This window comes from Arthrobacter sp. H41 (assembly GCF_000520535.1).
In the GTDB taxonomy this organism is placed as follows: domain Bacteria; phylum Actinomycetota; class Actinomycetes; order Actinomycetales; family Micrococcaceae; genus Arthrobacter_D.
In genome coordinates this window covers 1-5,921 of the sequence record NZ_KI914797.1, presented here as the reverse complement: position 1 = coordinate 5,921, position 5,921 = coordinate 1, and the positions used below count along the sequence as shown (strand labels likewise).

At 62.6% G+C, this 5,921-nt stretch carries 1 protein-coding gene and 1 rRNA gene; both read left to right on the top strand.

All coding sequences use genetic code 11. The features are described 5' to 3' along the window. The first annotated feature begins 146 nt into the window (after positions 1-146). The gene (gene glgB / locus Y705_RS0109775) at positions 147-3,884 is read left to right on the top strand and encodes a 1,4-alpha-glucan branching protein GlgB (RefSeq protein ID WP_026532719.1); all 3,738 of its coding nucleotides are present in this window, start codon (positions 147-149) and stop codon (positions 3,882-3,884) included. A gap of 452 nt (positions 3,885-4,336) precedes the next feature. Beyond that, positions 4,337-5,863: ribosomal RNA gene (locus tag Y705_RS0109770) — 16S ribosomal RNA — on the top strand. Positions 5,864-5,921: the final 58 nt, after the last annotated feature.

The window sequence follows — 5,921 nt, the reverse complement described above, 5'->3', positions numbered from 1 at the left end:
CCGGCGTTCGGATCGGAGGGTGACCTCACCCTGACACTGGGCAGCCACGATTTCTTCTGGCTCAGGCTGCGGTCGGCTTCCTCGAATACCTCATCCCCCCACACCGAAGCACTTCCCGTCATCCCAATCTCGGAGGCCATCAGATAATGGCGACCCACACGTCCTTTCTTCCCGAAATCCTCAATGAGTGGCTGCCCTCGCAGCGCTGGTTCCCGGCACGCGGACGGGACCTCGCGCTGACTGTCGTCGGCGGTACGGTGCTGGATGACCCGACCGGCGAGGCCGGACTGGAAGTCCACTTCCTCGCCGTGAAATACGGGCACCGCACCGACGTCGTCAGCGTTCCGCTGAGCTATCGCGAGAGTCCCCTTGAAGCTGCTGCCGCAGGCCTGATCGGTCAGGTGGACCATCCCCAGTTGGGGACGCGCTGGGTGTACGACGCCACCCATGACCCCAACTTCGTCACTGCATGGGTGAATTTCATCCGTTCCAAGAAGGCCACTCCCGACGGTCGCCTCGTTCCGACGGCACTGAAGGGCATCCCCGCGCGCAGCCGGGCGAAAGCGCCGAAGGTCAAGGTTCTCCAGGGTGAGCAGTCGAACACTTCCGTAGTGGTCGGCACAGGAAAGAATTCGCTGATCGTCAAGTTCTTCCGCGTCCTGGCGACGGGGGAAAGCCCTGATGTGCAGGTCAGTGCGCAGCTGACGGCGGCCGGATCGACCGACGTTCCTGCAACGTACGGATGGGTCACCGGTACCTGGCAGCAGCCCCACGCCGAACCCGGCGAGCACGTCACGGGCCATGTCAGTGTCCTGAGGGACTACGTGGAGAGCAGTATCGACGCCTGGCGTATCGCAGCCCTTGCGGCGTCGTCGAACACCGATTTCAGCGAAGAGTCCTACGAGCTCGGACGGGCCGTCGCCCGTATCCACGCACAGCTCGCCACTGCTTTCGGTAGCGGCGCCGCGTCTGCCGCTGAGGAGACGCAGTTCAAGGACGCCCTGGCGGGCCGCATCGAGTGGGCATGGCGGGAAGCGCACGACGCCGTTGGCCCCCTCGACGCCGAAGTGGACCGGGTGATCAAGGACGCAGCTGCCCTGACCGACCTTCCGGAGCTCCAGCGCATCCACGCGGACCTCCACCTGGGGCAGGTCCTTCGGGCCCCTGACGAATCCTGGCTCGTGATCGACTTCGAGGGTGAGCCACTGCGCCCCACCGCCGAGCGGAGCCTCCCCGACGTGCCGTTGCGCGATGTCGTCGGGATGGTGCGCTCGCTCGAGTACGCAGCCGCCTCCCGCGGGGCTGCCGCCGAAGGATCGGATGCCGCCCGGGAGACGGAGCAGTGGGCGGATTCGGCCCGCACCGCATTCCTGGCCGGATACTCCGAGGAAAGCGGTACCGCCATCGACCCCGAGGCGCCGCTGTTCAAGGCGCTCTGGCTGGACAAGGCGCTGTACGAGGTGGTGTACGAGTTGCGCAACCGCCCTGATTGGGTCGAGTGGCCAGTGCGCGACGTCCGCCGGGCGCTCGGCGCCGGAGCTGACAGCATGGCGCCGGATGCTGGAGCGCCGGCGGAAGCCGCGGCCGGCACTTCGACCGGTAGCGGTGCTGGTGCCGGCCCGACGGCGGGTGCCGGTGCTGGGGCAGCGGGCGCCGCAGGAACAGCGCAGGGGAGTCCAGTCGCCGCGGCGGGGGCCTCGGGTGGCTCGGTTCCCGTGGCGGAGAACATCCTGCAGCGGGTTTCGGAGGGCTCGTACCACCAGCCGCACGCGGTGCTCGGAGCGCACGTGGATGCGAGCGGCCTGGTCACGATCCGCACGCTGCGACCCCTCGCTTCGTCGGTCACCGTGGTCACCGCCGATGCGCGGGTGGAGCTCGGGCATGAGCACAACGGCATCTGGGTAGGAACCCTTGCCGCCGAAGTGCAGGGACACACACCCGATTACCGGCTCGAAGTCTCCTACAGCGGAGAGCCGCAGATGGTGGACGATCCCTACCGCTTCCTGCCGACGCTCGGCGAGGTCGACCTGCACCTGATCGGCGAGGGCCGCCACGAAACGCTGTGGACAGCGCTTGGCGCGCACGTCCGCCACTACTCGTCGGTATTGGGCGAGATCAACGGCGTCTCCTTCGCCGTATGGGCCCCGAGTGCCCAGGCGGTCCGGGTCACGGCCGACTTCAATGGCTGGGACGGCACCGTCAACGCGATGCGTGCCCTCGGCAGTTCCGGCGTCTGGGAGCTCTTCGTGCCCGGCGCCGGCGCAGGGGCGTGCTACAAGTTCGAGATCCTCGGCAGCGACGGCCAGTGGCGTGAGAAGGCCGATCCGATGGCGCGGGGCACCGAGGTGCCTCCCCTGACAGGTTCCCGTGTGGTGGAATCCCGCTACCAGTTCGAGGATTCCGCCTGGATGGAAACCCGTGCGGCAACGGATCCGCACAACGGACCGATGAGCGTCTACGAGGTACACCTCGGATCATGGCGCGTGGGTCTCGGCTACCGGGAGCTCGCCGAGCAGCTCGTCGAATACGTGTCGTGGCAGGGCTTCACGCATATCGAGCTCATGCCCGTGGCGGAGCACCCGTTCGGCGGATCCTGGGGCTACCAGGTCACGTCCTATTTCGCTCCGACGTCGCGCTTCGGCAGTCCGGATGACTTCAAGTACCTGATCGACAAACTGCACCAGGCCGGCATCGGCGTCATCATGGACTGGGTGCCCGCCCATTTCCCGAAGGACGAGTGGGCGCTCGCCAGGTTCGACGGCGGAACGCTCTACGAGCACGGCGACCCATTCCTCGGCGAGCATCAGGACTGGGGAACGCTGATCTTCGACTTCGGCCGTCGTGAAGTGCGCAACTTCCTGGTAGCGAACGCTCTGTACTGGCTCGAGGAATTCCACATCGATGGGCTGCGGGTGGATGCCGTCGCGTCGATGCTGTATCTCGACTACTCGCGCGAGGAAGGCCAGTGGAGGCCCAACCGGCTCGGCGGACGCGAGAACCTCGAAGCAATCTCCTTTCTCCAGGAAGTGAACGCCACCGCCTACAAGCGGGCGCCCGGCATCGTGATGATCGCCGAGGAGTCGACGGCCTTCGACGGCGTCACCCGGCCCACTAGCTCGGGCGGGCTCGGCTTCGGCATCAAATGGAACATGGGTTGGATGCACGATTCGCTCGAGTACATCGCCGAGGACCCGATCAACCGTGTGCACCATCATGGCAAGGCGACCTTCTCGATGGTGTATGCCTACACCGAGAATTTCCTCCTTCCTATCAGCCACGACGAGGTTGTGCACGGCAAGGGGTCGCTATTGCGCAAGATGCCGGGTGACCGCTGGCAGCAGCTGGCCAACGTCCGCGCCTACCTTGCTTTCCAGTGGGCGCATCCGGGCAAGCAGCTTATCTTCATGGGCTCGGAGTTCGCGCAGGAGTCCGAGTGGGCTGAGCAGCACGGGCTCGACTGGTGGCTTTGCGACACTCCGTCGCACAAGGGAGTCCAGGAGTTGGTGCGCTCGCTGAACAGCGTCTATCGGGAAACGCCTGCCCTCTACGCGCGGGACAACGAACCCGCCGGCTTCCAGTGGATCGACGAGAACGACGGCGAGCACAACACCCTGTCCTTCATCCGTTGGGACCACCAGGGGAACCCGCTGGTGTGCATCGCGAACTTCGCCGGCGGACCGCACGAAGGATTCCGGGTCGGTCTGCCGTGGGCAGGGGAATGGACCGAAGCCCTCAACACGGATTCCGAGCAGTACGGCGGATCCGGGGTGGGCAACCAGGGCGCAGTGACTGCCGTGGAAGGAGCCCACAACGGACAGCCTGCCTATGGCGATGTTCGGGTTCCCCCGCTCGGCGTGCTCTACTTGGTGCCGAAGACCGACTGATTCGCGCTTCGATCTCCGGCCGCCGGCCTTCCCTTTCGGGAGGGGTCGGCGGCCGTTTTACATCGAGGCGCACGCGGTGCTAGAGTTGTCTTCCGCGCTGATCGAGTCTTCGACCGGGTGACAATCACAAGAATTATGTTCCATCATTCGCTATGCCGAAGGGGAACAGTGGGAGTCAGCCGATTTGCAGAGTCTGATCAGGGCGGGTAGGCTTGAAAAGTTGCTTCGGAGCGATGACATGGCGGTTTGGTCGTGTTTGGTGCCGGTTGCGTCTGTTGTTTGAGAACTCAATAGTGTGCCAAGTTTGTTGATACCGATTGTTTTTTGATTGGTTGAATTGGCTGGTTTGCTGTGCCTTTGGGTGTGGTGGGCTGGTTTTTTTGGCTGGTTTCGAATTTTGTGCAGCAGCGTTGTCCGTTTTCCCGGGTTTCGTTGTTGTGTCTGTAGAAGCATTTACGGAGAGTTTGATCCTGGCTCAGGATGAACGCTGGCGGCGTGCTTAACACATGCAAGTCGAACGATGATCCTCAGCTTGCTGGGGGGATTAGTGGCGAACGGGTGAGTAACACGTGAGTAACCTGCCCTTGACTCTGGGATAAGCCTGGGAAACCGGGTCTAATACTGGATACGACCTTCTGGCGCATGCCATGTTGGTGGAAAGCTTTATTGTGGTTTTGGATGGACTCGCGGCCTATCAGCTTGTTGGTGGGGTAATGGCCTACCAAGGCGACGACGGGTAGCCGGCCTGAGAGGGTGACCGGCCACACTGGGACTGAGACACGGCCCAGACTCCTACGGGAGGCAGCAGTGGGGAATATTGCACAATGGGCGCAAGCCTGATGCAGCGACGCCGCGTGAGGGATGAAGGCCTTCGGGTTGTAAACCTCTTTCAGTAGGGAAGAAGCGAAAGTGACGGTACCTGCAGAAGAAGCGCCGGCTAACTACGTGCCAGCAGCCGCGGTAATACGTAGGGCGCAAGCGTTATCCGGAATTATTGGGCGTAAAGAGCTCGTAGGCGGTTTGTCGCGTCTGCCGTGAAAGTCCGGGGCTTAACTCCGGATCTGCGGTGGGTACGGGCAGACTAGAGTGCAGTAGGGGAGACTGGAATTCCTGGTGTAGCGGTGAAATGCGCAGATATCAGGAGGAACACCGATGGCGAAGGCAGGTCTCTGGGCTGTAACTGACGCTGAGGAGCGAAAGCATGGGGAGCGAACAGGATTAGATACCCTGGTAGTCCATGCCGTAAACGTTGGGCACTAGGTGTGGGGGACATTCCACGTTTTCCGCGCCGTAGCTAACGCATTAAGTGCCCCGCCTGGGGAGTACGGCCGCAAGGCTAAAACTCAAAGGAATTGACGGGGGCCCGCACAAGCGGCGGAGCATGCGGATTAATTCGATGCAACGCGAAGAACCTTACCAAGGCTTGACATGAACCGGAATGATGCAGAGATGTGTCAGCCACTTGTGGCCGGTTTACAGGTGGTGCATGGTTGTCGTCAGCTCGTGTCGTGAGATGTTGGGTTAAGTCCCGCAACGAGCGCAACCCTCGTTCCATGTTGCCAGCGGGTTATGCCGGGGACTCATGGGAGACTGCCGGGGTCAACTCGGAGGAAGGTGGGGACGACGTCAAATCATCATGCCCCTTATGTCTTGGGCTTCACGCATGCTACAATGGCCGGTACAAAGGGTTGCGATACTGTGAGGTGGAGCTAATCCCAAAAAGCCGGTCTCAGTTCGGATTGAGGTCTGCAACTCGACCTCATGAAGTTGGAGTCGCTAGTAATCGCAGATCAGCAACGCTGCGGTGAATACGTTCCCGGGCCTTGTACACACCGCCCGTCAAGTCACGAAAGTTGGTAACACCCGAAGCCGGTGGCCTAACCCCTTGTGGGAGGGAGCCGTCGAAGGTGGGACCGGCGATTGGGACTAAGTCGTAACAAGGTAGCCGTACCGGAAGGTGCGGCTGGATCACCTCCTTTCTAAGGAGCGCCTCACATGTTCCTGGTCATCCACTGTGGTGGTTGGGGGGTGTGCAGG

Excerpts from the sequence above, each read along its gene's own strand:
- glgB (WP_026532719.1), top strand. The coding sequence starts at position 147 with ATGGCGACCCACACGTCCTTTCTTCCCGAAATCCTCAATGAGTGGCTG.